19 protein-coding genes are annotated in these 25,809 nt (G+C 63.3%); 11 read left to right on the top strand and 8 right to left on the bottom strand.

Annotated features, from left to right (window positions below; translation table 11 throughout):
* The first annotated feature begins 8 nt into the window (after nt 1-8).
* Genes NKI22_RS09435 through NKI22_RS09415 form a run of 5 tightly spaced genes read left to right on the top strand, consistent with a single transcriptional unit; the run spans nt 9 to nt 5,690 of the window.
* Nucleotides 9-743, top strand: coding sequence for a CpaD family pilus assembly protein (locus NKI22_RS09435; protein WP_023719533.1), 735 nt, complete (start codon nt 9-11; stop codon nt 741-743).
* Nucleotides 744-797: 54 nt separating this feature from the next.
* Entirely contained in the window at nt 798-2,081 is a 1,284-nt protein-coding gene (locus tag NKI22_RS09430) for a CpaE/TadZ family protein (protein WP_023719532.1), read from the top strand.
* 29 nt (nt 2,082-2,110) lie between these two features.
* Nucleotides 2,111-3,619 carry a TadA family conjugal transfer-associated ATPase gene (locus NKI22_RS09425; protein ID WP_023719531.1) on the top strand — a complete coding sequence of 503 codons (1,509 nt, stop codon included), beginning with the start codon at nt 2,111-2,113 and terminating at the stop codon, nt 3,617-3,619.
* A gap of 29 nt (nt 3,620-3,648) precedes the next feature.
* The gene (locus NKI22_RS09420; protein WP_023719530.1) at nt 3,649-4,662 is read left to right on the top strand and encodes a type II secretion system F family protein; all 1,014 of its coding nucleotides are present in this window, start codon (nt 3,649-3,651) and stop codon (nt 4,660-4,662) included.
* An 11-nt stretch (nt 4,663-4,673) separates the two neighbouring features.
* Nucleotides 4,674-5,690 (top strand): type II secretion system F family protein, encoded by a 1,017-nt coding sequence (locus tag NKI22_RS09415; protein ID WP_352483228.1) that lies wholly within the window; start codon nt 4,674-4,676, stop codon nt 5,688-5,690.
* 116 nt (nt 5,691-5,806) lie between these two features.
* On the opposite strand, the gene NKI22_RS09410 is transcribed toward NKI22_RS09415, so the two are convergent.
* Nucleotides 5,807-6,628: a tetratricopeptide repeat protein gene (locus tag NKI22_RS09410; RefSeq protein ID WP_023719528.1), complete on the bottom strand. Its 822-nt coding sequence runs from the start codon at nt 6,626-6,628 to the stop codon at nt 5,807-5,809.
* Between the two features lie 122 nt (nt 6,629-6,750).
* Between NKI22_RS09410 and NKI22_RS09405 the strand changes: the two genes are divergently transcribed.
* The 5 genes from NKI22_RS09405 to pdeM all read left to right on the top strand — a co-directional run bounded on the left by NKI22_RS09405 (nt 6,751) and on the right by pdeM (nt 12,732).
* Entirely contained in the window at nt 6,751-8,118 is a 1,368-nt protein-coding gene (locus NKI22_RS09405) for a leucyl aminopeptidase family protein (RefSeq protein ID WP_023719527.1), read from the top strand.
* A gap of 69 nt (nt 8,119-8,187) precedes the next feature.
* Nucleotides 8,188-8,538, top strand: a complete 351-nt coding sequence (locus NKI22_RS09400) for a MarR family winged helix-turn-helix transcriptional regulator (protein ID WP_023719526.1) — start codon at nt 8,188-8,190, stop codon at nt 8,536-8,538.
* Nucleotides 8,539-8,568: 30 nt separating this feature from the next.
* Nucleotides 8,569-9,429 (top strand): C40 family peptidase, encoded by an 861-nt coding sequence (locus tag NKI22_RS09395; RefSeq protein WP_023719525.1) that lies wholly within the window; start codon nt 8,569-8,571, stop codon nt 9,427-9,429.
* 67 nt (nt 9,430-9,496) lie between these two features.
* The gene (locus NKI22_RS09390) at nt 9,497-12,019 is read left to right on the top strand and encodes a ligase-associated DNA damage response DEXH box helicase (protein ID WP_352483225.1); all 2,523 of its coding nucleotides are present in this window, start codon (nt 9,497-9,499) and stop codon (nt 12,017-12,019) included.
* A gap of 14 nt (nt 12,020-12,033) precedes the next feature.
* On the top strand, nt 12,034-12,732 hold the full coding sequence (gene pdeM, locus NKI22_RS09385) for a ligase-associated DNA damage response endonuclease PdeM (RefSeq protein ID WP_502895892.1): 699 nt from the start codon (nt 12,034-12,036) through the stop codon (nt 12,730-12,732).
* 6 nt (nt 12,733-12,738) lie between these two features.
* Here the strand turns inward: pdeM and NKI22_RS09380 are convergent, their stop codons facing one another.
* The 3 genes from NKI22_RS09380 to NKI22_RS09370 are packed head-to-tail and all read right to left on the bottom strand — an operon-like array spanning nt 12,739 to nt 17,347.
* Nucleotides 12,739-13,674: a dimethyl sulfoxide reductase anchor subunit family protein gene (locus tag NKI22_RS09380; protein ID WP_023719522.1), complete on the bottom strand. Its 936-nt coding sequence runs from the start codon at nt 13,672-13,674 to the stop codon at nt 12,739-12,741.
* 11 nt (nt 13,675-13,685) lie between these two features.
* On the bottom strand, nt 13,686-14,420 hold the full coding sequence (locus tag NKI22_RS09375; RefSeq protein ID WP_023719521.1) for a 4Fe-4S dicluster domain-containing protein: 735 nt from the start codon (nt 14,418-14,420) through the stop codon (nt 13,686-13,688).
* On the bottom strand, nt 14,417-17,347 hold the full coding sequence (locus tag NKI22_RS09370; protein ID WP_352549133.1) for a molybdopterin oxidoreductase family protein: 2,931 nt from the start codon (nt 17,345-17,347) through the stop codon (nt 14,417-14,419). The genes NKI22_RS09375 and NKI22_RS09370 overlap by 4 nt, the downstream gene beginning before the upstream one ends.
* Nucleotides 17,348-17,627: 280 nt before the next feature.
* Between NKI22_RS09370 and NKI22_RS09365 the strand changes: the two genes are divergently transcribed.
* Complete coding sequence (locus tag NKI22_RS09365) at nt 17,628-18,530, top strand: LysR substrate-binding domain-containing protein (protein WP_352815752.1); 903 nt, start codon at nt 17,628-17,630, stop codon at nt 18,528-18,530.
* 5 nt (nt 18,531-18,535) lie between these two features.
* Here the strand turns inward: NKI22_RS09365 and NKI22_RS09360 are convergent, their stop codons facing one another.
* The 4 genes from NKI22_RS09360 to NKI22_RS09345 form a co-directional block, all read right to left on the bottom strand.
* Entirely contained in the window at nt 18,536-19,792 is a 1,257-nt protein-coding gene (locus NKI22_RS09360; protein ID WP_352483221.1) for an Hsp70 family protein, read from the bottom strand.
* Nucleotides 19,793-19,899: 107 nt separating this feature from the next.
* The gene (locus NKI22_RS09355) at nt 19,900-20,691 is read right to left on the bottom strand and encodes a TIGR02186 family protein (RefSeq protein ID WP_023719516.1); all 792 of its coding nucleotides are present in this window, start codon (nt 20,689-20,691) and stop codon (nt 19,900-19,902) included.
* On the bottom strand, nt 20,691-21,614 hold the full coding sequence (locus NKI22_RS09350; RefSeq protein WP_023719515.1) for a sulfite exporter TauE/SafE family protein: 924 nt from the start codon (nt 21,612-21,614) through the stop codon (nt 20,691-20,693). Before NKI22_RS09350 ends, NKI22_RS09355 begins: the two co-directional genes overlap by 1 nt.
* Nucleotides 21,615-21,805: 191 nt before the next feature.
* Nucleotides 21,806-25,660 carry a peptidoglycan-binding protein gene (locus NKI22_RS09345; RefSeq protein ID WP_352815750.1) on the bottom strand — a complete coding sequence of 1,285 codons (3,855 nt, stop codon included), beginning with the start codon at nt 25,658-25,660 and terminating at the stop codon, nt 21,806-21,808.
* Nucleotides 25,661-25,809 lie beyond the last annotated feature (149 nt).

Here is a 25,809-nt window from a genome sequence, read left to right as displayed (position 1 = left end):
AAGCGGACATGTCTCAGTCAGCATCGAAGACAAAGGCGATCACCGCGATGCGGTCGGTCCATTTGCGAATCTGGCGGCCCGCCGTTCCCATCATGGCGGTCGTGATGGCGGCATCACTGGCCGGCTGCGCCAATCGCGACAGCGTCACGGTCGGTGCCATACCGGACGACTATCGCACCACCCATCCGATCGTCATCGCCGAGAAGATCCAGAAGATCGACCTTCCGGTCGGCGCCGGCGACCGTGGCATGACCAGATTCCAGCGCGACACGCTCCTGGGCTTTCTGGACGGATACGACAGGAGCGCGGCTCCGGTGCTGACGATTGAGGTCCCGAGCGGCTCGGCTAACGAAATCGCAGCGGCCGCGGCCGGCCGCGATTTCGCCAGGCTTGCCATAGCCAGCGGCATCAGCCGGAAGCGGATCGCCGTGCGGTCCTATCAATCCGTTTCGGCCGAAGCGTCCGCCCCGGTCCGTGTCGCCTACGTCTCGGTGAAGGCTCAGACGGACAAATGCGGGCGCTGGCCGGAAGACCTTCTGGAGACTTCGGAAAACAAGCATTATGCCGATTTCGGCTGTTCGTACCAAAACAACCTTGCCGCCCAGATGGCCAATCCGGCCGATCTGATCGGGCCGCGCAAACAGACTCCCATCGACGCGGCAAATCGGAGCGCGGTGATCGACGTCTATCGCGACAGAGGAATTTCGGACGAACTCCTCGGCAATTCGGAAGTCGAATATTAACGAGTGTTGAGGCTCAACAGACCTAAGCCGCGCAAGTCACTGAAAGAGATGACAATGAGCAATCTTGCCTATGACACAGAGGTAGCAGGCGGCGAAACCTCGGAGCAGGATATTGCCGCGATGCAGGCGTTGCGGCCGATCCCGCGCATTTCGATCCAGGCGTTCTGCGAGACCGAAGGCGTAGCCAATCCGGTCGAGCGCGCTGGCGAGGATCGCCGTATGGCCAAGGCCCATCTGAAGGTGCATATGGGGGGCATCCCCACCGCTATCGAATTCTACCAGTCTGCGCCGACACCGAACCTGATCCTGCTTGAATCGCGCAGCGAGCCGAAGCTGTTGCTGGAACAACTCGCCCAGCTCTCCGAGCACTGCGATCCGACCTCCAAGGTGGTGGTTGTCGGCCATTACAACGATGTCGGCCTGTATCGCGAACTCATCCGTTCGGGCATTTCCGAATATGTCATCGCCCCGGTATCGATGGCCGACATCGTCAGCGTGGTGTCCTCGATCTTCGTTGATCCGGAAGCTGAGCCGATCGGCCGCTCGATTGCCTTCATCGGCGCCAAGGGCGGCGTCGGCTCCTCGACAATAGCCCATAATGTGGCTTGGGCCATGTCGTCCCTTTTCAAGTCCGAAGTGGTTGTCGCCGATCTCGACCTCGCCTTCGGAACGGCCAACATCAATTTCGACCAGGACCCGGCGCAGGGCATTGCCGAGGCGGTCTTCTCGCCGGAACGCGTCGACGAGGTCTATCTCGACCGGCTGCTCGCCCAATGCGCCGAGCACCTGTCGCTGCTTGCGGCACCTTCGACCCTGGAGCGGGTCTACGATTTCGAGCCCGACGCCTTCACCCAGCTTATCGACATAGCCCAGCGTAGCGCGCCGCTCCTCGTGCTCGATGTCCCCCATGTGTGGGCCGGCTGGACCAAGAACACGCTGGTCAAGGCCGACGAGATCGTTATCACGGCGACGCCCGAACTGGCCAATCTGCGAAACACAAAGAACCTGGTCGACATGCTGAAGCGGCTTCGTCCAAACGATCCTGCGCCAAAGCTTGTGATCAACCAGGCCGGTGTGCCGAAACGTCCCGAGATTACGCCGTCCGATTTCTCCGAATCGCTCGGCCTTTCGCCGATGTCGGTCATCCCGTTCGAGCCGCTTTTGTTCGGAAATGCCGCCAACAACGGACGTATGCTCGGTGAGATGGATGCCAAGAGCCCCGTCGTCGCCACGATCAACGAGATTGCCCATGTGCTGACGGGGCGCAGCGAAATCAAGGTGAAGAAAAAGGCTGGCCTCGGCAACCTGCTCGGCAAGCTTTCGCGCAACAAGAAGTGATGCCGCAGCGGTGGAATTGGTAAGCAATCATGTTTGGTAAAAGAGGCAGCGACGACGGCAACCGGACCATCCCGGAATTCCGTCAGCCAGCACCCGCACCTGCCGCGCCGGCGGCCGCGAACCCTGTGGAAGCGGCGGTAGCTGCCAGGCCCGGGGCGCTGCCGCCATCCGGCGCGCCTGCAGGGCCGGCGGTTCGCCGTGCGGTCGAGCCGCCGCCATTGGCGCCGGAGCCGAAAAGGATTCAGCGTGAGCGCAGCGAGAGCTATTACGACACCAAAAGCCAGGTCTTCTCCGCACTCATCGACACGATCGATCTGTCGCAGCTCGCCAAGCTCGATCCCGAAAGCGCGCGCGAGGAAATCCGCGACATCGTCAACGACATCATCGCGATCAAGAACTTCGCGATGTCCATCGCCGAGCAGGAAGAGCTTCTCGAGGATATCTGCAACGACGTCTTGGGCTACGGGCCGCTGGAGCCACTGCTTGCCCGCGACGATATTGCCGACATCATGGTCAATGGCTCCAAGAACGTCTACATCGAGGTCAACGGCAAGGTCGAGCAGACCGGCATCCGTTTCCGCGACAACCAGCAGCTCCTCAACATCTGCCAGCGTATCGTCAGCCAGGTTGGCCGCCGCGTCGATGAATCAAGCCCAATCTGCGATGCGCGTCTTCCTGATGGCTCCCGTGTCAACGTCATCGCACCGCCCCTGGCCATCGACGGCACCGCCCTTACCATCCGCAAGTTCAAGAAGGACAAGCTGACGCTCGACCAGCTGGTCAAGTTCGGCTCGATTTCGCCGCAAGGCGCCGAGATTCTCAAGATCATCGGCCGCGTCCGTTGCAACATTGTCATTTCGGGCGGTACCGGCTCCGGCAAGACGACGCTGCTCAATTGCCTGACCAACTATATCGACCGCGAGGAACGCGTCATTACGTGCGAGGACTCGGCTGAGCTGCAATTGCAGCAGCCACATGTGGTGCGTCTCGAAACACGTCCGCCCAACCTTGAAGGTGAGGGCGAAGTGACCATGCGCGACCTGGTCAAGAACTGTCTGCGCATGCGGCCCGAGCGCATCATCGTCGGCGAGGTGCGTGGACCCGAAGTGTTCGACCTATTGCAGGCGATGAACACCGGCCATGACGGCTCGATGGGAACGATCCACTCGAATAGCCCGCGCGAATGCCTCAACCGTATAGAGTCAATGATCGCCATGGGCGGCTACACGCTGCCGCAAAAAACCGTACGCGAAATTGTCGTCGGCTCCGTCGACGTGATCATACAGGCTGCACGCCTGCGCGACGGATCGCGGCGCATCACCCACATCACCGAGGTGATCGGCATGGAAGGCGACGTCATCATCACCCAGGACATCGTTCTCTATAACATCAAGGGCGAGGATGCGAACGGCAGGTTGCTGGGCGAGCACGTGTCGACCGGCATCGGCCGTCCGCATTTCTGGGAGCGCGCCCGCTACTATGGCGAGGAGCAGCGCCTAGCCGTTGCACTCGAGGCGATGGAGAAACGCGCTGACTGATCCGTCGGGAAGCGTGGGGGCCAGGGTCGATGTTCGGGATTGACAGCACCGTATTGGCATTCGTCGTGCTCGCCGGCTTCAGCGCCGGCGCAGTGGCCTATGCTTTCCTGTTCAATCGGATCAGCACCGAGAAGCAGGTCGGCAAGCGGCTTGAATCGATCAAGACCGCCGAGACGGATCGTTCCGTCGTCAAGGCTTCGCGCGATCGCGTGGCGGAAGCGGCCAAGCGTCGCAAATCCGTCCAGGATTCGCTGAAGGATCTCGACCAAAAGCAAAAGTCCAACCAGAGCCTGGTCAAGAAACCACCGCTGAAGATCCAAATCCGCCAGGCCGGCATGAAGGTCTCGATTGAGCGCTTCTATGTCTATTCGGCGGTCTGCGGCGTCGTCTTGACGGCTTTGGTCTATTTCATCGGCGCACCGCTGCTGGTCTTGCCGGCTGCGCTGCTGGTCGGTGTCTTGGGTCTGCCGCGCTGGTTCGTCTCGTTTCGCCGCGCACGCCGCGTCAAGGCGTTTCTCAACGAATTTCCGAACGCGCTCGACATCATCGTGCGTGCAGTAAAATCCGGCCTGCCGCTGAACGACGCCGTGCGCCTGATCGCCAATGAATCCCCCGAGCCGGTCAAGACCGAGTTCCGCCGCATCGTCGATTCGCAGCAAATGGGTTTGTCGATCCCCGACGCGGCCATGCGCATGCCCGAAACGATGCCGTGCACCGAGGCGAGCTTCTTCGGCATCGTCATCCAGATCCAGTCTCAGGCCGGCGGCAATCTTTCCGAAGCGCTGGGCAATCTTTCGCGCGTGCTTCGCGACCGCAAGAAAATGAAGGCCAAGGTCCAGGCGTTGTCTATGGAAGCCAAGGCATCCGCCGTGATCATCGGCGCGCTGCCTTTCGTCGTTGCCTTTCTCGTCTATCTGACGAGCCCGAACTACATCATGCCCCTCTTTACCACCAGCACCGGCCATCTGATCCTCGGTTGTTCCGGCGTCTGGATGTCGATGGGTATCCTGGTAATGCGCAAGATGATGAACTTCGAAGTCTAGGATTCGCGCGTATGACCGATCACGTCATCAGAACTCTCACCGACCCGTCCCTGCTGATCGCACTGCTGGTCGGCATCGCGGTGTTTGCGACGGTCTTCACGCTGCTGCCCGCCTTTGGCGGGAACCAGCTCAAGGCGCGCATGAAATCCGTGGCGCTGGAGCGCGATGAGCTGCGCGCCAAACAGCGCGCGCGGCTGGCAGTCGAAGCCGACCGCCGCCGCAAGGGCCTGCGCGAAGAGCAGTCGGTCGGCATGCGCAATATTGTCGATCGCCTGGATCTCAGGCGTGCGCTGGCGGACGAAGGTACCTTGCAGAAATTGAAAGTGGCGGGTTTTCGCGGCCAAAATCCGCTGACGCGCTTCCTTTTTTTCCGCCTCGTCCTGCCCTTCATCGGCTTTGCATTGGCGGCCATATATCTGTTCGTGCTTGGAGGACTGCCCGAGCAGCCGCTTTTCGTGAAGCTGTTCGTCTGCATCGTGGTTGCCTATGCGGGGTTCTACGCGCCGGTGCTCTACGTCAACAACCGTGCGACCAAGCGCAAGCAGTCGATTCAGATGGCGTGGCCGGACGCGCTCGACCTGTTGCTGATATGCGTCGAGTCCGGCATGTCGGTGGAAGCAGCGCTTCGCAAGGTCGCCGATGAGATCGGCGCGCAATCGGTGGCATTGGCGGAAGAATTCATCCTGACCAATGCCGAACTTTCCTATCTGCAGGAGCGCAAGCAGGCGTACGAGAACCTTGCAAGCCGCACTGGCCTCGAATCCGTCAGGTCGGTGTCCCAGGCGTTGGTTCAGGCCGAGCGCTACGGTACGCCCGTGGCGCATGCGCTGCGCGTGCTTGCCGCTGAGAGCCGCGACATGCGCATGAATGCCGCCGAGAAGAAGGCGGCCGCGCTGCCGCCGAAGCTTACCGTGCCGATGATCCTGTTCTTCCTGCCGGTGCTGTTCGCCATCATTCTGGGTCCCGCCGGCATCCAGGTGAGTCAGCGCGGCATCTTTGGCGACCAGCCGAAATCGAGCAGCCAGTAGCCCAAGCGGCGTCGCCACAAACGCTGCTACGATTCAAAGCCGCGCTGCGGGTGTCGCGCGGCTCCTTGCGTTTGACGTGTTGCGGAATTCTCGCGCCGGTTCGGCGCTCGAAGCGGTCAGTTGGTGGCAGGCTTTGCCTTGTCCTGCTCCTTGAGCTGGCTCCAGGCATTCTGCTGCGCCAGCATCTGGCGAAGGTAAGCGACGTTGGCCTGCGCCTGTTCCGGCGACAGCTCTTGTGAGGCGATCTTCTCGGCCTCGTCGAAACGTCCTTGCAGACCGACGACCAGCGCCAGGTTCTGGCGGACGCGACTGTCGGCATTCGGCTGCTGGGCGGCCGAGCGCATATAGGTTTCGGCCGTGCGCAAATCGCCTTCCAGCACATACGACATGCCGAGATTGGAAAGGATCGACGGTTCGTTCGGCTTGAGGTCCAGCGCTTTGCGATAGTCTTGACGCGCCTCGTCCTTTTGGCCGAGCTGGTCGAGAATGGCAGCTTCCGCCGATACAAGTTTCCAGTCAGGATATTCGGGCGTCTGGGCGCGGCGCACGGCATCGAGAGCCGGCTCGAACTGTCCGTTGGCGGCAAGCGCCTTGCCATAGGCGGCGAGCACGTCGCGGTCCTTCGGCAAGGCAATCGCCAGCTTGCGCATCACCGCAAGCGACTGGTCGGCGTCACCGTCCATCTGCAACGCCGCGGCATAGTTTGTCGCGATCCGCTTGTCGTTGGGGCTTTTCGAGTAGGACTGCCCGAGCGCCATCGTGGCGTTGTGCAGTTCGCCCGCCGACATTGTTTCCAGCGGCTTGCCGCTTGGGCGAGAAATCGAGCCAGTCGTCAATTTGCTGGTTCCGCAGCCAGCGACGCTTGCGGCAAGCACCATCATCAACGCCGTGGTGATCAGCCTATTTGCGCTGGCGTTCATCCTGCGGTCGGTCGGCATCGGCACCAGGGCTCCGTTCATGCGCGTGACCATTTGCGTGGTCATCTTCCCTCCCGCAGAAATATTCTGTTAACCCTAACGGAGAGTTAAGAAATGCCGACTCAGAAGCCGGAGACCAGCGAATGCCTGTTGAACTCGTCGAGAAAAAATTGAGCAATGCGCTGCCGGTCCATTTGGTGGCGAAGGATGCGCAGGCGGCGGCGGGCCTTGAGCCATCCTCAGTCGCCTGGGCCAAGGCCAACGGCTTTTCCGGCGAGGCCGGCAGGACGCTGGTTGTGCCTGGCGACAACGGTGCGATTGCCGGAGCCCTGTTCGGCACCGGCGACGACGAGGGTGCAATGGCCGTCGGGGCACTGGCGAGAGCCTTGCCCGAAGGCGAGTGGCGTCTTGCGTCCGCACCGGCCAAGCCGGAGCTTACGGCACTCGCGCTGGCACTCGGCGGCTATGTCTTCACCCGCTATGGCAAGAAGCCCGGCAGGACGCTTCGCTTCGCGCTGCCGTCCGGCGCCGACGCCGCTCGCGTCAGACGCATCGCCGATGGCGTTTTCCTGGCACGCGACCTGGTCAACACGCCGACCAGCGATATGGGTCCCGGCCAGCTGGAGAATGCCGCCCGGACCTTGGCCGCGACGCACAAGGCTGAAATATCGGTGACCAAGGGCGACGATCTTCTCGCCGCCAACTTTCCGATGATTCATGCCGTCGGTCGCGCTTCGGCCGACGCGCCGCGCCTGATCGACATGATTTGGGGGCCGAAGAATGCCCCCAAGATAACGCTGGTCGGCAAGGGCGTCTGCTTCGACACAGGCGGCCTCGACATCAAGCCGTCCTCGGGCATGCTTTTGATGAAGAAGGACATGGGCGGCGCTGCCAACGTGCTGGGCCTCGCTTCCATGATCATGGCCGCCAGGCTGAAGGTCCGGCTGCGCGTGCTCATCCCCGCTGTCGAGAATTCGATAGCCGGCAACGCCTTCCGTCCAGGCGATGTGCTGGTGAGCCGCAAAGGCATCACCGTCGAAATCGGCAACACCGACGCTGAAGGGCGGCTGGTCCTCGCCGACGCCTTAGCCTTGGCCGACGACGAGGAGCCGCAGATGCTGGTCGATATGGCAACACTGACAGGCGCTGCCCGTGTTGCGCTCGGCCCCGACCTGCCGCCCTTCTACACCGGTGACGAGGCGCTTGCATCCGAGCTGGCGGACGCCTCCGTTGCGGTCGAGGATCCGCTATGGCGCATGCCGTTGTGGAAGCCCTATGACGCCAAGCTGGCGTCGAAAATTGCCGATATCAACAACGTCACGTCGGATGGTCTCGCCGGCTCGATCACCGCGGCGCTATTCCTGAAGCGCTTCGTCCAAAAGACCGCCAGCTGGGCGCATTTCGACATCTTCGCCTGGAACCCGTCGGACCGCCCGCACGGCCTTGCCGGCGGCGAGGCGCAAGGCATCCGGGCGCTGGAGCGTGTCATTTCGAACCGCTTCGGCGGATGATGTCTCGGCATAGCCGACGAAGGTGTTGACTGAAACGGAACCGAAACAATTTTCCGTCATGCTGGACGGATGTCGATTATCATGCGTCCAAGTCAGGCCTTGCGACTGTGGCAGCAGGTGGTGCTGTCGCAGGTGCGCGACGACGCACCCGATCTCACCATGCGCCAGACGGCGATCCTGTTCACCATCTATCTCGATCCGCCGCCGCACACGGTGCGCGGTCTGGCTGCCCGCCTCAATGTCACCAAGCCGGTGATCACCCGTGCGCTCGACACGATGGGGGCGCTGAAGTTGGTGTCGCGCCACCGCGACGAGCTCGACAAGCGCAACGTGCTGGTCAGGCGCACAGTCGAAGGTGCGCTCTTTGTCGAACGCTTCGGCGATGTTATCATTGCCAGAGCCCAAGAGCTGCCGATTTGACCAAATTGTCCATTTGAACGAGTTGCCGATTTGACCGCCAGGGATGCCCGCCTCCATGCCTTCCGCTCCGATCTCGCCGATGCCAGGCTGAGAGGCGAGGTCGCCGCCGACCGGTTCGTCGCCGGCCGGCCGGCTCGCATCACCGCTTCCGTGGCCGACATCCGCAAGGCGCCACGGCCGAATGCCGGTGTCAACACACAGCTTCTGTTCGGCGATGACATTCTCGTCTTCGAGGACGCAGAAGGCTGGGCCTGGATCCAGGGCGAATGCGACGGCTATGTCGGCTATGTCGCCGACACGGCGTTGGGCGCTCGGGACCATGCGCCGACCCATATCGTTTCGGTGCCGCGCACCTTTCTCTATCCAGGACCCGACTTGCGCTTTCCGGTGAGCGGGCAATTGTCGATGGGATCATTGGTGACGGTGACGGGCTCAGCCGAAACACGCGGCACGCATTATGCGCTGTTGCCGTCCGGTCAAGCGGTCATCTCGGGTCATCTCAGGCCTGTCGCCGAGGCGGCCGCCGACTACGTTGCTGTTGCCGAGAGCTTTCTCGGCACGCCTTATTTGTGGGGCGGCGCCTCGGGCTTCGGCATCGACTGTTCCGGTCTCGTGCAATTGGCGATGGGCATGGCCGGCAGGCAGGTGCTGCGCGATTCCGACATGCAGGCGGCAACCATCGGCGAGCCGCTCGTTCCGGGGCCGGACTTTTCCGGGCTTCAGCGCGGCGACCTGGTGTTCTGGAAAGGCCACGTCGCTATCATGACCGACGCCGAGACGATAATCCACGCCAATGGCCACACCATGCTGGTATCGCGTGAAGGACTGAGCGAAGCGATCGCCCGTATCGGCTATCTCTATGGCGGTCCGACGGGGTTTCGCCGGCCGTAACGCGAATCGATCACCTTTTGTTCTTATTCTGCTTGGCGATCGCGCGCCGCCGCGCTACCTCTGACGCGTGACAGAGCAGCCGCGCCTTGCCGAACAGAAAGCCGCCGTCGTCCTGCCCGAGCCATTCGTCAAATGGTTTGCGGAAAAAGGCTGGTCGCCGCGCGCCCATCAGATCGAATTGCTGGCCAAGGCTCAGGGCGGGCAGTCGGTATTGCTGATCGCCCCGACCGGCGCCGGCAAGACGCTGGCCGGGTTCTTGCCATCGCTGACCGAACTGGCCGGCCGGCCAAGGAGAAGGCCAGGGCAGGCGCATCGCGGCATCCACACGCTGTACATCTCGCCGTTGAAGGCGCTGGCCGTCGACATCGAGCGCAATCTCGGCAAACCCGTCGAAGAGATCGGGCTGCCGGTTACTGTCGAGACGCGCACCGGCGATACGCCCGCACACAAGCGCCAGCGGCAGAAGCTGGCGCCGCCCGACATTCTGCTGACCACGCCCGAGCAATTGGCGCTGCTGATTGCCGCGCCCGACGCCAGGCGCTTCTTCGAGGACCTGCGCTATGTCGTACTCGACGAACTGCATTCGCTGGTGACCTCGAAGCGTGGGCACCTCCTGTCGCTTGGCCTGGCCCGGCTGCGCTCGTTTGTGCCCGCCCTGCAGATGATCGGCCTGTCGGCGACGGTCGCCGAGCCCGACGAATTGCGGCGCTGGCTGGTCAGCCAGAATCCACCGGGGCCGATGGCCGAACTGATCGTCGTCATTGGCGGCGCCAAGCCCGAGATCTCCATTCTCGATTCGGAGGAGCGCGTGCCGTGGGCGGGACATTCGGCCCGCTACGCAACGCCGGAGATCTACAACGAGATCAAGCGCCACAAGACAACCCTGCTGTTCGTCAACACGCGCAGCCAGGCGGAGCTGCTGTTCCAAGAGTTGTGGCGGGTCAACGAGGACACCTTGCCGATCGCGCTACACCATGGCTCGCTCGACGTCGCCCAGCGCCGGCGCGTCGAGAAAGCGATGGGCGAGAACGCCTTGCGTGCCATCGTCGCCACCTCGACGCTCGACCTCGGCATCGACTGGGGCGACGTCGACCTGGTCGTCCATGTCGGCGCGCCGAAAGGTGCCAGCCGGCTGGCACAGCGCATCGGTCGGGCCAACCACCGTATGGACGAGCCGTCGAAGGCGATCCTGATCCCGGCCAATCGCTTCGAGGTGCTGGAATGCAGGGCGGCGCTCGACGCCAATTATCTGGGCGCCCAGGATACGCCGCCGCTGGTCAATGGCGGGCTCGACGTGCTGGCGCAGCACGTGCTGGGCTGCGCCTGCGGTGCGCCGTTCCAGGCCGATGCGCTGTTCGAGGAAGTGCGAACGGCAGCACCCTATGCCGATCTCGACCGGCCGACATTCGATCGCGTCATCGATTTCGTCGCCACCGGCGGCTATGCGCTGAAGAACTACGAACGCTACGCCCGTATTCGTCTCAACAAGGACGGGCTGTGGCGGGTGTCCAATCCTCGCGTCGCTCAGCAATACCGGCTGAATGTCGGCACCATCATTGAAGTGCCGGCGCTCAACGTGCGCTACGTCCAGGCCGGCAGCAGAGGCGCGGCTTCGCGTGGCGGTCGGGTTCTTGGCAAGATCGAGGAGGCGTTCCTCGAAACGCTGACGCACGGCGACACCTTCATGTTCGCCGGCAAGGTGCTGCGCTTCGAGGGCATCCGCGAGAGTGAGTGCTTCGTCTCGAACGCGCCGGGCAGCGACGCCAAGGTGCCGTACTATGGCGGCGGCAAATTCCCACTTTCGACGTACCTAGCCGAACAGGTGCGCGCCATGCTGGACGATCCGCAGCGCTGGAAGAAGCTGCCGGAGCAGGTCGCCGACTGGCTACGTTTCCAGGCCGACAAGTCGGTGCTGCCGAAACGCGACGATCTGCTGATCGAGACCTTTCCGCGCGGCAACCGCTACTACCTGGTGGCCTATCCGTTCGAGGGCAGGCTGGCGCACCAGACGCTGGGCATGCTGCTGACCCGCCGCCTCGACAGGGCGGGAGCCAGGCCGCTCGGCTTCGTCGCCACCGATTATGCGCTTGCCATATGGTCGCTGGCCGATATGGGTCACATGTTCAGGGCGAAGAAACCGTCGCTGGCTGCGCTCTTCGATCAAGATATGCTGGGCGACGACCTCGAAGCCTGGCTCGCCGGCAGCTGGCTGTTGAAGCGCACCTTTCGCAATTGCGCGCTGATCTCGGGATTGATCGAGAAACGCCACCCGGGCCAGGAGAAGAGCGGCCGCCAGGTGACCGTGTCGACCGACCTCATCTACGACGTGCTGCGCAGCCATGAGCCCGACCACATCCTTTTGCAGGCGACGCGGGCCGATGCCGCGACCGGTCTGCTGGATGTCAGCAGACTTGCCGAGATGCTCTCGCGCGTCCAAGGTCGAATCATGCATAAGAATCTCGAGCAGATATCGCCGCTCGCCGTGCCGATCATGCTTGAGATCGGCAAGATGCCGGTGCACGGCGAGGCCGATGAGACGCTGCTGATGGATGCAGCCACGCTGGTCGAGGAGGCCATGGGGACGAAATGACTGTGGCGCTGGCAATGGCTGCGACTCTGGCGGATACGGGCGCCGTCCGTATCGCTGGCGAACGCGCGATCTGCGACCGCCGCGGCGTGCTCTATTTTCCCGAATTCCGGCTTCTGGCCGTATCCGACCTGCATCTGGAAAAAGGCTCCTCACTGGCCAGGCGCGGCACGCTGGTTCCGCCTTACGATACCGGCGCCACGCTGCTCCGGCTGCAGACGGTGATTGCCGATTATCAGCCTGCGATAGTCATCAGCCTGGGCGACAGTTTTCACGATGGCGGCGGCGCCGCGCGCATGCACGCAAGCTTTCGCGAAAGGCTGGAAGGGCTGATGGTTGGGCGCGACTGGTTCTGGGTCGCCGGCAATCATGACCCGGAAGCACCGGCTGACCTGCCGGGCGACACCGTGCGCGAGCTGGCCATCGGCTCTCTGCTCTTCCGGCACGAGCCTTCGGCGGTAAGGGTGGAGGGCGAGATATCAGGCCATCTGCATCCTTGCGCCCGCATCGTCCAGCAAGGCCGTTCGGTGCGGCGGCGCTGCTTTGCCGGCGATGGCGGCCGCATGATCATGCCGGCCTTCGGCGCCTACACCGGTTCGCTCAATCTCCTTGACCGCGCCTATGCCGGGCTGTTCCGCCGCGAAACGCTGATGGCCTATATGCTTGGCACTGAGCGCATCTTCGCGATTTCCCACTCGATGCTCAGGCCGGGCTGAGCTGCCCTATCGTCCGTAATAGAGGGTAACAGTGTGCTTGGCCTCGGCGAAGAACAGCCAGCGCTCCACCAGCATGCCGGCGAGTTGGGCGATTGCGGAGAGTATCGACGAAGCCGCCGCAAAGGGCCACGGCAAGGCAAACGCCGCAATCAGCAGCAAAGCGGGCAAGGCAAAGGCCAGAGCCTGGGTGATCAGCCGCAGCTTTGCGCTGTGCTTGCGTGCGATGCGAAAGCCCATTTCCTTGAGCAGATAGTTTTCCTCGGTATGCGGCCATTCCATCGACCGCACCGTGCCGCCGGAAAGCCCGGTTGCGGTGTTGGCATTGGTCGGGATCTCCAGCCTATCATTGTATCGCCAGGTCGCCAGCTTCAAACCCCAGCCAAGCGCGGTCAGCAACAGGGCAGCCGCCAGAAGCATATTCGAGCCTGCCGCAAATCCCTGCAGCAGGGCGTTGAGCAGTACGCTGCCGGTCATCGCCGAAAAGATCAGATAGCCGGGCAGGGTGAAGCGGCTGTGCCATTGGGCGATCGGCTTCAACGACGCGTAGATCATGCCGGTGGTGCAGACGGTTGCGACCGCGCCGATGGCAGCGAGCAGCCCGGCGACAGCCACCCAGCCGCTCGTACGGCCGAGGACCACCCAGCCAATACCGAACAGTCCCGCCGGCACGAAGGTGGCGACCGAGGCAACGCCTTCGCGCGACAGCCATGAGCTACGCCATTGCGAGAAGGCACGCCAGGCGCGTTCGGGCCGGCCGAGATGGCCGGCCGAGGACAGCAGGCCTGCCGAGATCAGGCCGAGCGACAGCCCCATGCCGGTGAGGCCAAGCCAGAAATCGGGCGGGATAAAGCCCTGTCCGGCCAACACGCCAAGCAGCGCGAGCAGGCCGTAACCGGCGCCCGTGGCGGTGGTGAAAAAGACGACGGAGAAGGCTGGATGCATGAAGGCGCGGGTCAGTTCGAAAGCATGCGGTCGACCCAGCCAAGGAAACCGCCTTCGGCTCGCATCGGCTGGAGCGCCTGTGCCGGCACCGATGCGGCGCGATTGGTGTGGGCGCGTGGCGGCAGATATTTGTTGGTCGGCCTGTAGCCCATCTCCGGCATCAGGTCGACACCGCCGCGCTCCGCCACCAGTTGCGAGATAGCCGATGCCGGATCGCCCAGATCGCCGAAATGCCGCGCGCTGGTCGGGCAGGCGGCAACGCAGGCCGGCACGCGGTCTTCCTCCGCCAGATTGTCGTTATAGATGCGGTCGACGCACAGCGTACATTTCTTCATCACGCCGACATCCGTGTCGAATTCGCGCGCGCCGTAGGGGCAGGCCCAGCTGCACAATTTACAGCCGATGCATTTGTCCTCGTCGACCAGCACGATGCCATCCGACGCCCGTTTGTAGGAGGCGCCGGTCGGGCAGACCGTGACGCACGCCGGTGTCTCGCAGTGCAGGCAGGAGCGCGGGAAATTGACCGTGCGCCCACCCATCTCGGTCATGTGCTCATAACTGTGCACGCGGTTGAACCAGACGCCGTCGACATTGCCGCCATAGGGGTCGATGTCGGTTAGCGGCGCCATATGGCCGCCGGTGTTCCATTCCTTGCAGGCGGTGACGCAGGCCTGGCAACCAACGCAGGTGTCGAGGTCGATGACCAGGCCGAGCTTTTTGTCGGTGTGGGCGGGAAGGCAAGTCATTCGGCAGCTTCTCTCTCCCGACGGAATTCGGCGCCGAAACTGAGCTTGTCGGGCGAGGGCTCGAAGTGTGGCGGCTGCCGGAACCGCTCGAATTGCGGCTCGGTGAAGCCAGCTTCCTCGGCCGCGCATTTGACGATGCGCACGCGCAGGTCGAACCATGCCGCCTGGCCGGTGACAGGATCGGAATTCGAATAGCGTTTGCCATTCGCATCGGCAGAGGTCTGGTCGCCGATGATGTGGTTGAGCAGGAAGCCGCGATTGGATTCGGCCGCGTCATCCTTGAGCCCCCAGCTGCCGCGCCGTTTGCCGATCGCGTTCCAGGTCCACACCGTATCGGCGTTGACGCCGTCGATCAGGCTGATCTGCCCCTTGACCTTGCCGTTGATGCTCTCGATCCACACCCAGTCGTCATCGACAAGCCCGAGGCTGGCGGCGGTCCGATTGTGCACGAACAGCCGGTTCTGGCTGGTGATCTGCCTTAGCCACGCATTCTGCGCGCCCCAGGAATGGTACATGTGCATCGGCCGCTGCGTCAGCGCGTGGAGCGGATAGGCTTGGCTATCGACTGCAGCCTCTTCGAAGGGCGCGTACCAGAACGGCAGCGGATCCATATAGGTCTCGATACGGCTGCGCTCCGCCTCCGGCGGCAGCACCCCGCCATGGCCGCGCGCCGCAAGGCGAAAGCGCTGCATCGGCTCGGAATAGAGTTGGAAGACGATCGGCTCGGCCTTCGGGATGAAGCCCATGCTCTCGGCGAATTCGAGATAGGAGCGGTTGGCCATCTTGTAGTAGCGCTGATCGGCGGCGAAATCCTGGTGCCAGAAGCCGCCATTATCGATGTAGCGCTGCAACTGGTCGGGATTGACGTCGCCCTTGCCGACCGAGGCCCCGTCCTTGCCGCGCCAGCCGGCGAGCGGACCGACACCTGGCGTGCGCTCGTGATTGACGATGTAGTCGGCATAGTCGCGGTATTTGGCGGAACCATCGTCGTCGACGAAGCCGGGCAGGCTGAGCCGCGCGCCGAGTTCGATCAGCACCGTCTGGAACGGCCTGACGTCGCGATCCGGCTCGACGACGGGATGGCGGATGGCGTCGCCCGGCCCGTCGGCGTGGCTGATCGGCCGATCGAGCAAACTGATACAGTCATGACGCTCGAGATAGGTCGTGTCCGGCAGCACCAGATCGGCAAAAGGTACGGTCTCGGAATAATAAGCGTCGGAATAGATGATGAACGGGATCGTGTACTCACCCGACGCATCAATATCGGTCAGCATGGCCATCGTCTCGACGGTATTCATCGACGAGTTCCAAGCCATGTTGGACATGTACATGAACAGAGTGTCGATCGTGTAGGGATCGCCGGCCCAGGCGTTACGGATAACCGTGTGCATGAGCCCGTGTGCGGCCAGCGGCGCATCCCAGGAGTAGGCCTTGTCGATACGGATCGGTTTGCCGCCTTCGTCGATCAGCAGGTCCCCCGGTCCGCAGACAAAACCGAGCGGCATGCCCTCGAGCGGCGTCATCGGCTTCACATTCTTGCCGGCTGGCTTCGGACCCGGCGGTGCAGACCGTGGATAAGGCGGTTTGAAGCGAAAGCCGCCCGGCACGTCCACCGTGCCGAGAAGCACCTGAAGCAGATGAATGGCGCGGCAAGAGTGAAAACCGTTCGAATGGGCCGAGATGCCGCGCATCGCATGCATCGACACCGGTCGGCCCTTGATGGTCTCGTGCCGGCGGCCGGCCCAGTCCGTCCACGCCACCGGCAATTCGATTTGCTGTTCGAAGGCGACATGAGCGAGTTCGGCGGCGATCCTGCGGATGGTATCGGCGGAGATGCCGCACCGGTCAGTGACCGCCTCGGGTGAATAGCTCTCATCCAGATAGCGGTCGGCGACGAGTTGGAAGACCGGCACGCAACGGCGGCCGTCGACGAGAAAGCTGCCGGTCAGTGCGGGCTTCGCGTCGGCGTCACTGGCATTGACTGGCATCTTTGCCCCCCTGTCCCAAGCCAGCGGATTGCCGTCGCCGTCGCGCATGAACAGCCCATCATCGGCAGCACCAGGCTCTTGAATGACGAGAAGATGGGCGTTGGTGTAGCGCAAGAGGTAGTCGAGATCGACACGGCCGGCCTTAAGCAATTCGTGGACGAGCGCAAACACGAACAGGCCGTCGGTACCGGGCCGGATGCCGATCCAGTCGTCGGCAATCGCGTTGTAGCCGGTGCGGCAGGGATTGATCGAGACCACCTTGGCGCCGCGTGCCTTGAGCTTGCCGAGACCGATCTTGATCGGATTGGAATCATGATCCTCGGCAACCCCGAACAGCATGAAGTATTTGGTGTTGTCCCAGTCGGGCTCGCCGAACTCCCAGAACGAGCCGCCGATCGTGTAGAGGCCGCCGGCCGCCATATTGACCGAGCAGAAGCCGCCATGGGCGGCAAAGTTCGGTGTGCCGAACTGGCTCGCCCACCAGCCGGTCAGCGATTGCGACTGGTCGCGCCCGGTGAACAAGGCGAGTTTCTTCGGATCGGTTCGGCGGATATTCGAAAGCCGCTTCGTCGCGATCGACAAAGCTTCCTCCCACTCGATCTCGCGGAACTCACCCGAGCCGCGCGGGCCGGTGCGCAGCAGCGGCTTCTTCAGCCGAGCCGGGCTGTAGTGCTGCATGATGCCGGCGCTGCCCTTGCCGCACAGCACGCCACGGTTGACCGGATGGTCCTTGTTGCCGTTGATGTAGCGGACTTTGCCGTCCTTGATGTGGACGTCGATGCCGCAGCGGCAGGCGCACATATAGCAGGTGGTCTTGGCGATGCTGTCGGAGACATCAGGCGAAGTATCGACGCCGTCGCCTTCGGCGGGCGCGCGCGTATCGGCAAGCGGCCGTTGGGATGGTGCTGAGTTGGCGCCGCGCAGCGGTTTGTTGGTCATGATCCGGCGATGTTGTTGCGTTCCGCGGCCTTGGCTCTCGTCTTCGGGCCTGGGCCGCGCATGTAATGCTGTTCCGGCCGATAGCGTTCACCGACGAGCCGCCACCGCAGGCTGCGGGTCCAGTGCGTAAACACGGATTTGAACAGCCTCACCAATTTCTACCCTCGACTGTTCTGGCGCGACTTTTTTCCAATTTCGGGCTAAAATTTAGAACAAAGCAATCAATCTGTCTAACAACTTGCTCTTGTAATTCCAATCGGATTTGCTTCTTAATGCTGGCATGACTCTGGACCAATTGCGGATCTTCGTCGCCGTCGCCGAACGGGGGCACATGACCAAAGCGGCCGACTTGTTAGGCATTTCACAGTCGGCCGCGTCCGCCGCCATCCGCTCGCTCGAACAGCAGCACGGCGTGCAGTTGTTCAACCGAGTGGGCCGCAATATCGAGCTCGCCGAGACCGGACGCCGGTTCCTGCCGGAGGCCAAGGCGGTTCTCGAGCGGGCGGCGGCCGCCCACAACGTGCTGGAGCATGTCTCGCAGACGATATCAGGCAGTCTCTCGATCGCTGCCAGCCAGACCATCGCCAGCTATTGGCTGCCGCGCCGGCTCGCTTCTTTCCACGAAGCCTATCCTGCCGTCAGGCTGAGCGTGAGCATTGGCAACACCAGGCAGGTCGAGACCAATGTACTTGATGGCGCAGCCGATTTTGGCCTGGTCGAGGGGCGCACCGAATCCGACATTTTGCGGCGTGCCAAGGTCGATATCGATCGCATGATGCTGGTCGTGGCGCGCTCGCACCCTGAGATCGCGGAAGTTTCGCCTGGGCATCCCGACCTTGGCGGGCTTCGCTGGATCATTCGCGAAGGCGGGTCGGGCACGCGCGAGGCGCTGGAGGACCTTGCCCGACGCGACGGGATTTCGTTCGCGGACCTACAGATATTCCTGGTATTGCCGAGCAATGAGGCTATTCGCCAGGCGGTCGAGGCCGGCGCCGGCGCCAGCATCATTTCGGAACTCGTCGTCGCGCGCGCGGTCGCCGAAGGCAGTCTGCGTTCCGTGCCGATCGATCTGCCGAAGCGCGAATTTGCCATGATCACGCATCGCGACCGGCAGCCAAGCCTGGCCCAGATGGCGCTCAAGGCGCATCTCGGCGGCAAAGCTGAGAGAGCCGCGCCGCTTTAAGCCGATCAGGCGAACTTCCGCTGTGCGTCGAGCGCCAGCCCAAGCCCGACTGAGCCGAACACATCGCCTTCGATAACCGACGCCTGCGGCACCAGAGCCAGGATCTGCTGCCTGGCCAGCGGGATCGCGGTCGATCCGCCGGTCAGGAACACCGCCGTGATGTCGGAGGGCTTCACCTGCGCGTCGCGGACGGTCTGCTCGACGGTACCTGCAACGCGCTCAATATCCCGAGCGATAGTGGCTTCGAGACCTTCGCGCGTGATCTCTGCCGTGAACCTCACCTCCGGTAGCGCGACCTCGATACCGGCCGACGATCGATCCGTCAGCTCGATCTTGGCCCTTTCGACCAGCGCCGCCAGCGCGTGGCCGTAACGATGCTCGACGATGTGGATGAAGCGGTCGACCAGGTCTGCGCGCTCTGCCTCGTAGCGGATCTGGCGAAGATGCGTCATCGCCCTTGCGGTATAGACCAGGTTGATGCGCTGCCATGTCGCCAGGTCGATGAAGTAGCTCGCCGGCAGATTGCGCTTGCCATCCTTAGTCGACGTCAGATAGCCGAGCTGAGGCATCACATGGGCGATGCTCAGCAGCCGATCGAAGTCGGTGCCGCCGATGTGGATGCCGCGGCTGGCCAGGATGTCGTCCTTGCGGTCGAGCGAGCGGGCGCGCTCGGGCGAGACCCGCACGATCGAGAAATCGGACGTGCCGCCGCCCATGTCGATGATCAGCGCCAGTTCCTCGCGCGTCACCTTCTGTTCGTAGTCGAGTGCCGCCGCGATCGGCTCGAATTGGAAGGCGATGTGCTTGAAGCCCTGAGCGCGAGCGGCATTTTCGAGTTCGTGCTCGGCCTCGGCGTCGGCCCCGGCGTCGTCGTCTACGAACTGTACCGGCCGTCCGATTACGACGCTTTCGACTGTGTCGAGGGCGTTTTCTTCGAGCTTCTTTTTCAGGTGGCCGACAAATAGGCTGACAATTTCCATGAAGCCGATCGAGCGCGCCTTGATGCGCGTCTTTTCGTGAGCGAGCGAGCTGCCGAGAACGCTCTTCAGCGAGCGCATCAGGCGGCCTTCGATACTGTCCGTATAGTTGGCGATGGCGCGTCGCCCGAAATAGGTGCGGTTGTCCTCGAAATTGAAGAACACCGCACTGGGCAGAGTGACTTGGCCGTCTTCCAAGGCCACCAGCCGCGGCTGCCCGTTCCTGACCACGCTCACGGTGGAATTCGAAGTGCCGAAGTCGATACCGGCAAATGCTGGTCGCATCGTGCGTTCCTATATTCTGATTTGGGGAGCAGCAGCTCGTGCCCGGTCGGACCGGGGATCGCGGTCTAGCCCATACCCTCGGAAAGGGAAACCACTTTTACGAGAGTTCAGTCTTTCCTGAAGACCAGTCTTCCGAGCCAGCCTGTCAGCATGGCCAGCGATACGGCAAAGACACCGTAGAGGAAGGAGTAGTCGTGGGCGACGCGGAAGATCGACTGTTCGAAACCGGACTTGCGGATTTCGAGCTGGGCGGAGCTTTCCTTGATGAACAGGCCGCTCTTGAACAGGAAGGCGCGCGCCTTGTGGGTGCCGACCGGAACGTTGGGAGCGAGCCTGACGGTGGCGCGGAACAGGTTCTGCGACAGGAACTGCACACCGCCGACATTCTCGCTGTAGAGGCCTGTTGCCGCCTTGCGCTCGCGCAGCGCGGCGGTGAACTCCTCGATTGTCGCCGGGCTGTCCTCGGCGTCGGCCGGCTGCAAATAGAGGTTGGAGGCGCCAAGCGACAGCTGCTTGTAGCTGTTCGGATCGGTGACGTCCTGCAGCGGCCGCGTCGTCGCCACAGAATAGGAGACAGGTACGTTTTCGAAGGTCTCCGACTCCAGATTGACCCAGACGCCGAGCACCCGGTCCTTGCGGCGCACGACGACCGGTCGGGCCGGGCCTTCCAGCACAACGATCACGTCGTAGCGCCCTTGCCGTGCGACAAGCGGATCGGCATTTTCCAGCGATCCGAAGATGGTCAGGTCGGCGCCGGAAAAGCCGGCGGTAATCGAGACATTGTCGGTGGAAAGGCCGATCTGGATGTTTTCGGTTAGTGGCGTCTGTGCCTTCGCCGCTGACGCCGCGGCCAGCAGCGACAGCAAGGCGGCGGCCGCGAGCGTCCTCAAGCCAGCCATCAGCTCAGGCCCACGCCGGACAGCGAATAGAGATTGGGAGGCGTGACGAAAAGATCGATGGCGAGCCGGATGGCGACCGCCAGCACAAGCAGCGCCAGCAGCGCCCTGAGTTGTTCGCCCCGCAGCCTCTGACCGGCCTTGGCGCCATATTGTGCGCCGGCGACGCCGCCTGCCATCAACAGGAAGGCGAGCATGACGTCGACCGTCTGGTTGGTGGTGGCGTGGACCAGCGTGGTGTAAGCCGAGGTGAAGATGATCTGGAACAGCGAGGTGCCGATGACGACGTTGGTCGGCACTTTCAAAAGGTAGATCAGGGCCGGCACCATGATGAAGCCGCCGCCGACGCCCATGATCGACGATAGGAAGCCAATCGCCGCGCCCAGCCCAAGCACCGGAATGACGCTGACGAAGAGCTTCGAGGCCCTGAACCGCATCTTCAGCGGCAGACGGTGGATCCAGTTGTGCTGGCCGGATTTCTTCAACACCGGTGCGGCGCCGCTGCGGGTGACGCGCAGCGCATTGATACTCTCGACCAGCATCAGCCCGCCGACAGTGCCGAGCAGCACGACATAGAGCAGCGAGATGAACAGATCGAGCTGGCCGAGTCGGCGCAGGAACGCAAAGACATAGATGCCGCCGGTCGAGCCGACGATGCCGCCGGCCAAAAGCACGCCGCCGAGCTTGAAGTCGAGCGTGCCGCGCTTCATGTGCGACAGGGCGCCGGAGAAGGAGGAAGCGATGACCTGGTTGGCGCCGGTGGCGACCGCAATCGCGGGCGGTATGTTGTAGAAGATCAGCAGCGGCGTGATGAGAAAGCCGCCGCCCACGCCGAACATGCCCGACAGGAAACCCACCGCTGCGCCCATGGCCAGCAGCACGAAGACGTTAACGGAAATTTCCGCGATCGGGAGATAGATGCCCACCCGTCAGTCTCGATCAGTTTGCCTCCTGGCGAATGCAACCGTTGCGGGCATTTTGCGTCAGAAGGCTATCTCGTTCTTGCGCCGGCCGGGCGGTGAAGTCAAACTTCGTCGCACCGCCGAAACAAAAAACAACTCAATCAGTTAACAGGCAAATCTGTGGCAAGGGCGTCGCGGAAACGACGCATCCGCCGTTATTTGCGCGCGAGCAACGCCTTGACCAGCTTTTCGTCGATCGCGCCGGTTGCCTTCATGTCGTTGTCGGTCTGGAAGGCCATGATCGCGTTCTTGGTTTTCCGGCCCATCATGCCGTCGGGATTGCCGGCCTCGTAGCCGTTCTTGTTGAGGATGCGCTGGATGTTCTGGACCGCTTTCTTCATGTCGATGCCGGCCGTCGTCTGCGGTGTGCCGTCCTGCCACGATTCAGGAATGTCGGCCGAATTGGCGGCTGGATCGAGCGGCTTGGCCTTCCACAGCTCGGCCGCGGCACGCGTACGCTCCAGCTGCTCGGGTCTCAGGGCTTTGGCGATCTCGTCGCGCTTGGCCGCCGCATCCTTGTCGCCGGTCTTGGCGACGAGCGCGAACCATTTGTAGCTCTCCTCGAGGTTCTGCTTCATGCCGACGCCCTTCGCCGCAAGGATGCCGAGATTGAACTGGCTGTCCTTGACGCCGAGGTCCGCCGCCGCCTGGAACCAGCGCGCTGCCGATTCATTGTCGGTCACGCCATCCGCCGCCATCGCAAACAGCACGGCCAGATTGTGCATGGCGCTGGCGTTGCCCTGCTCTGCGGCAAGCTGGTACCAGGTCTTCGCTTTTTTGATGTCGCGTGCGACGCCGATGCCCTTCTCGTAGAAATTGCCGATGCGGTATTCTGCCGGTGCGAAACCGAGATCGGCAGCTTTCTCGTACCATTTGGCCGCCGCTGCCATGTCTTCCTTGACGCCGCGCGACTCGGCGTAGCGCGAGCCGATCTCGAACAGTGCCTTGGCGTCGCCGCCGGCCGCTGCATCGCGCAGGGCGGCCGGACCGACACCGGCCGGAACCTCGATCTTGGCAACGCTTGCCGCGGCAGCATCTGCCGGCGGCACCGTGCCCGTCGTGTCCTGCGTCGCAGCTGTGGTGGTAGCAGGCGCGGCAGCCATTGGCTCGGCGTCGCTGGCCGTCGCCGCTGCCGGTGCGGGCACTGCGGCCGTGGCGTCTGGCGCCGCCATGTCAGGGGCTGCCGCGGGGGCTGTCGATGCCTCGGTTGCCGGTGTGGCGGGGCCGGTTTGCGCCGCCGTGTCGTCCTTGGTCGTCGCTGCGGACGGCTCTGCCTGCCTGACGATGGAGGACGGCGCGCTATCCTGCGCTGCCGTCTGCGCGTCCGCCTTCGGTTCGCTGGCAACGCTGGCCAATGCAGTCTCCACCGGCTGTGCGGCCACAGCCGGCGCCGCGTCATTGTTGGCGACTTCGACCGGATCGGAGAAGAAGGCTTTGCCCAGTTGCAGGCCGGCAAGCGCCAGCATGATGGCAATTGCCCCCATCAGGATCGGCTTGCGCCGCGCCTTGAGCAGGTCGCCTATCCTGAGCGCCTTGACCGGGCCTTTCATCGTCGACTGGCGCTTAAGGGCGTCCGCCTCGGCGGCCGCCGCTTGCGCAGCCCGTCTGGCTGCCGCGATGAAGTCCGATTTCGCCGCTTCGGCGCCGCCTTCGCGGGCCAGCTGCCCGCGCTCGTCGCGCACACGTTTCATGATGGCGCTGAGGTCGGGGGCGCCGGAGCCGGGTTCCAATGGCCGATTGGCGACCTTGGGGTCGAGCGGCTCGTCGAGATCGACGCTCGGTATTTCGACGCTCGACGCCGAGCCGGCAAGCGGCGGCATCTCGGCCTCCTTCTTGCCCTTCAAGGCGCGCGCCAGCCCGCCTAACATCGATTTCCTGCCGCCGCCCTGCTCGGTTTTTTCATGCGTCGTGTCTGAACCGAGGGCCGCCAGGGCGGCTGCCGCGGCCGCCTCGGCCGGCGTACGCGGACCTGGCTCGTCGCGCACGAGCGCCGCGGTGCGACCGTCCAGATCGGCCATGTTGCCCGTTAACGGCAGCGGCTGGTCGATGTCCATCGACGGTGCGTCCTGCACCGAGATCTTGGATGCCCGGCCGAAGCGTTTGCTCAACTCTGCGCTTGCCGGTTCGCCGGTCTCCAGGGAACCTAGCCTGTCAACAATCTTGAGCAGCGTGTCGTGGATAGCCTCGAACGTCCTTGAATTGCGCTCGTCCGAACGGCGCGTCAGCGCCTCGAGCGTCTTCAGGTCCTGGGCGAGGCCGGTAACGGCCGCCGTGTTGGCGCTTGATCCGGCCAGCGAGCGGACGGCGCTCTCGGCCGCCTCGCGCGCCGCGCCGAGGATGGAATCGCGGGTTCCGGCCAGCGACTTCTCGATCTCGTTGAGGCGCGGGCTGATGTCGTCGAATTCCGGCAGCGGCGTGCCGGGCTTGGAAAGATGCGCCGTCAGGCCCGCGACCTGCGCTTCGAGGCTGCGGATCAACGCTGGGTCGATGCTGGCGACCTGTGCCGCGGACGAATCCAGCCGGCTTGAAATGTCTTCGAGCCGGCTCTCCAGGCCGCGGATCGCCGCCTCGCTGGCGGGATCTGGAACGCGCGTCTCCATCCGCTTGGCCAGCGCGGTGAAGCGGGCGTCGATGGCATCCATGATGCCGGCGCTGTCGACCTGCGGCATGCGCTGATCCAGCCTGTCGGCGACTTCGTCCAACCGGCGCTCAAGGTCGCGAAACAGCATGTTGCCTTGTTCGATGGCGTCGCCCTGGCGACGTTCCATCATGCTGGACAGCACATCGAAGCGCTGCTCGAGCCCCTGGAAGATGTAGTCGGCGTCGGGCATGGCAGGTGCATGGTCGATCTTGTCGGCGATAAGCGCGACTTGCCTGGCAAGGCGCTCCATAGCTTGTTCCGGCAGATTGGCTCGGCCGGCCAGCTCATCCACGCGGCTCGACAATGTGTTGAGACGGTCGATGACCTCCCGGCCCGGACGATCCTGCGACACTTCTTCGATTTGCTGGGCCAGTGAATCGATCCGCTTCTCGATGCGTTCGAAGGGCTCGGGGTCGAACGAATTGGCTTGCGCGGCAACCGTCGAGGCGACGATCGCGCGGGAAATCTCGTCGAGCCGCTCGTCGATCTGACTGAATGTGTCGCTGCCGCGATTGTCCTGCTGGCGGGCGAAATGGTCGACCGCTCCGGCAAGCATGCGGACCTTTTCCTCCAGCGAGCGCAGCGACAGCGATTCCGGCAGATTGCTGACGGCATTGCTGATCTGTTCGAGCCGCTCGGTCAGCGCCGACAGGCCGGGCGCGTCGGAGCGCTTGCGCTGATCGGCGTCGACGCGGTCCTCGAAGGCGCTCCAGCGGCGGTCGAAATCGTCCCAGCGGCGGCCCACTGCCTGCACGCTCTCCTCGCGCGCCAGCGTATCGAGAGCTGCCTTGACCTGCTCAAGCTCGAGCCGCAACATATTGACGCTTCTGTCGTCGCTTTTTTCGGCCAGCGTCTGGATGGCGCCGGAAAGCCGCTCGAATTCGACGCCGAGTTCGGCGCTGCCCTTGCCGCCGCCATTTGACTGGTAGGCTCGCTCGATATTCTTGCGCAGTGCGTCGAACTCGCGTTGCAGGCCGGAGGTCATCTGCTGGCGAAGCTCTTCGCGCAGGCCGCGCAATTCGCCAGCGATCTTGCCGGCTAGGGCGACGCCGTCCTCCTGGCCGCGCACCCGGTCGATATCGCGGGCGATCGCCTGGTAGTTCTGGTCGACGGCCGCCGCTGGACCTTTCGGCCGCTGCGCGTCGCGTGGGTCCTCGTACCGGCGCTGCTGGCCATAGGGTTGGGCACTAGGATAGCGCGGTTCTGCTGCTGGTCGGCGTGGACCGGGATGGCTTGCAGTCTCCTCGCGCGTCCGCTCCAGTCGCTGCTCCAGCGTTTCCAGGGAACGGTTGAGCTCTTCAAGCGTCGTGTGCGGCCTGCGCTGCCTGCCGGCGTTGAGTGTATCGAGATAGGACCGCTTGCTGTTCATCAATGCGCCCGTTTCAGAATTGCTGGCTTTCACCAGGTTCCCAAAGTCCTGCCGGGACGAACGCGACTGCTTGGCTTGTTGCAGTGGAAGACGAGCTTCCCGGGTCTTACCCGCGCTCCGAAAAACCGTGAAAAATTCAATACAGGATA

Source organism: Mesorhizobium sp. M0778 (assembly GCF_040320105.1).
GTDB lineage: Bacteria > Pseudomonadota > Alphaproteobacteria > Rhizobiales > Rhizobiaceae > Mesorhizobium.
Note: the sequence above shows the minus strand (reverse complement) of the source record. Positions and strands in the feature narration are given on the sequence as shown.